At 36.1% G+C, this 3,019-nt stretch carries 4 protein-coding genes; 1 reads left to right on the forward strand and 3 read right to left on the reverse strand.

Going from position 1 to position 3,019, the window contains the following annotated elements:
• Positions 1-545: 545 nt before the first annotated feature.
• Complete coding sequence (locus AC1DPQ_RS22950; protein WP_477579405.1) at positions 546-1,181, forward strand: response regulator; 636 nt, start codon at positions 546-548, stop codon at positions 1,179-1,181.
• Between the two features lie 51 nt (positions 1,182-1,232).
• Here the strand turns inward: AC1DPQ_RS22950 and AC1DPQ_RS22955 are convergent, their stop codons facing one another.
• The 3 genes from AC1DPQ_RS22955 to AC1DPQ_RS22965 all read right to left on the reverse strand — a co-directional run bounded on the left by AC1DPQ_RS22955 (position 1,233) and on the right by AC1DPQ_RS22965 (position 2,877).
• Positions 1,233-1,655, reverse strand: a complete 423-nt coding sequence (locus tag AC1DPQ_RS22955) for an SH3 domain-containing protein (protein ID WP_215125288.1) — start codon at positions 1,653-1,655, stop codon at positions 1,233-1,235.
• 94 nt (positions 1,656-1,749) lie between these two features.
• Positions 1,750-2,127 carry a BON domain-containing protein gene (locus tag AC1DPQ_RS22960; RefSeq protein WP_477610986.1) on the reverse strand — a complete coding sequence of 126 codons (378 nt, stop codon included), beginning with the start codon at positions 2,125-2,127 and terminating at the stop codon, positions 1,750-1,752.
• Positions 2,128-2,406: 279 nt separating this feature from the next.
• Positions 2,407-2,877, reverse strand: a complete 471-nt coding sequence (locus AC1DPQ_RS22965) for a CYTH domain-containing protein (protein ID WP_477579409.1) — start codon at positions 2,875-2,877, stop codon at positions 2,407-2,409.
• Positions 2,878-3,019 lie beyond the last annotated feature (142 nt).

The raw sequence follows: 3,019 nt of genomic DNA on the forward strand, positions 1-3,019 counted from the left end.
ATGTGGCAATACCGCTAAGCAAATAAGATACTTATCACAATATAAAAGCGCAAGGATCAGTAAAATTCAATACTGGCTTTGCGCTTTTTTGTATTAAGAAATTGATAATTATAGTAGCAAAATGAAATTTTTGTTTAAATTAGATTAACAAAACAATTAACCATCTTTATTATTACTATGCGCTCAAGCAGTACTATTGTGTTTCTGGGCCTGAAATTGATGCTGTTTAGCATATTTTTCAATCTGTTTATAAAGGATGGATATTGCAGGCATGTAACGGCTTCTTATCGTTTCCCAACATGCAATAGAAATAACCGCAGTATTTCTAAATGGCTTCACTCAACCGTTATGCAAAAACAGGGGGCTAATTTATTGGAATATGTTAAGAACAAAATGCAACCTACCTTAGTTAAAAACATAAAATTTAAAGCTTTTGATAGAATATTGGGTAGGTTTTGAATAGCGATTAACCTTTTGTTTAAAACCTCTTCAAACTGTTTTGCCTGAATTTCTGGTGAAAATAGTTAACGTTAAAACTAAACTTTATGGAAAAGATCAAGGTCTTTTTAATTCACGATTATGATGCATTAATGGATAATGTTGAATCCATTCTAAGTGATTCAGAAAGTATTGTTGTTGTTGGCGAGGCCAATTCTGCTGCACTTGCCGAACAATTGATCAGGGCTAAAACGCCAGATATTGTGGTAGCCGATGTGAGTGTTAACGAGAAGATCGGAGCCGATTTAACCAAATTGATTAAAAGAGAATTTCCCAAAATAAAAGTTATTGTGCTTTCCATGCAGGATGATTTTATCAATATTTCTAAAATGATCAAGTTTGGAGCAAATGGCTATCTTTTAAAAAATGTAAAGTTTCACGAACTGCATAAAGCAATTAATAAGGTTATGCTCGGCGAAACCTATATACAAAATTCCATTACGGCTAAATTTATTAATGGTTACCAGCGTGAAAACCATACAAGAGAAGCGAATATTTTATCACCTCGAGAAGTAGAAATTATTAGGTTAATTGCCAAAGAATACACTTCTGCAGATATTGGCAAGATGTTATTTATTTCGGAACATACAGTAGAAACCCATCGTAAAAATATATGGCGTAAAACTGGCGTTAAATCAATTGTTGGTTTGCTGAATTTTGCGCACGAGCATCAGCTGATTTAATTTTAAAACAGGCCTCACAGTTTCAGAACCCTGCGAGACCTGTTCGCGTTTTTAAGCCTGCGCTTCTAAATATTGCGCATAACAATAGCCTTCTTCGCCATCGTTAGTTCGTACCAGCCACCATAAATCGTTACTTCTGTTTACAAGGGTAATTACTTCGCCATGTGCAGCCTTACCTACAATTGGTTGATCGGTTCCCGGACCTTTACGAATATTTAGATTACTGCTCTCTGTGATAACTTTTGCGTGCGTAACCGCTGCATCAATGGCCACGTTTACATTCAGAACCAGATCACCTGAAGTAAAATTTGGATCAATCTGATTGTAAACTTCCCAAAGGTGGTCTTTAGTCGCGCCATCGGCAGCGGTTCCATCTATGTATAAAATCCCATCCTGCTCCCTTACTGCTAAATCTGCTATACCTGCCGCAGTTGCTGCGTCAGTTAGTGTTTTATATTTATCTGCTAATGCCATGGTCGGGTTATTTAACGGTTAATTTATTGTCGATTTTTTTAGGTTTTAATGCGCTCAAATGTTGCATTAAAGTTATTAGAGAAGCTTTTTTTATCTACCCGGTTAAGAGAACCACACCGTCTTTAACCTCAGCTTTCACCGTTGGGAAGTCTTTGGTTGCATCAGCAACATTTTTAATTAAAGCRGAGTCTTCGGCAATTACCACTGGTACATCTGCTGGTTTCACTGTTAAATTGTTGATTACAGCTTTCACTCCTTTTTCTGCCTTTGCGATTTCTTCTGCTTTGGCCTTTGTGGCTTCATTATCAACTTCACCAGTTAAAGTTACTTCGCCTTTGGCAACGGCCACCGTAATACCTGCTACTTCTTTGGCTTGAATTGCAGCTTGGATGGCCGCATCGTTTGGTTTGCAGCCTACAAAAAATAGTGTAGTTGCAATAACCATGCTCATTAATAATTTAGTTGTTTTCATCCTTTTGGTTTTATATTGATATTATTTGACAATACAATGCTTAGAAATTAAAGTAATTTCCTTTTTTTATCGGCGGGATGACTTCGATAAAGCTAATATATGAAATGCGTTTAACTAGAAAGTGAATTTCTTTAATTATTTATGAATAATTTTTAAACAGCCTTTGGTTAGTGGAAAGTAGGCTAGTCGAGATTTAATATTGTAACCCATTAGCGCGAATGAAATGATAAATCATTCTAATAACCCTCGCAGGTGTAAAAAAAAGGCGAGAGCTGAAAATTAAATCCAATCTTTAAAAGGAATAACTGTTAAATTGGAATTATAATATTTTTCTTCTTCAGTAACTTCTTTGCTTACCCAATCTGGAAGATCGAATATTTCGTCTTCACTATCAAGTTCAATTTCGGCGACAGTTAGACCTTTATTATCGCCTAAGAATACGTCTACTTCCCAAACCTTACCGCTAAACGGAATTTCGTAACGGGTTTTCGAAAGTTCAGATAAGGAGAAATTATCTAATAATTCTGTGGCCTCGGCAACTGGGATTTCATATTCGTATTCCATTCGTGTAGCACCAATCGTTTGACCTTTTATGGTTAAAAAGCCTTTGGTTTCGGTTGCCCTTACACGCACTGTTTTATCTTTATCGCTAAGTAAATAACCTTGTCTAAAAAGCTTTCCTTCTGGTTTGCTCAGGTTATCCCACTGCTGCTGATCGATCAAAAATTTGCGCTCTATTTCTTTACCCATTATAATTTGTTGTATTTATCTTGCTCTTTTTTGTAAATCGGCTATAGGCATACTGATCAATCTTCCAATGGGTTGTTTACCACGATAAGTAATTACACGTAACATACTGGCATCTTTTGGCACCTGTAATGCGGCTGTATAT

The organism is Pedobacter sp. 01T416_2, from assembly GCF_056398925.1.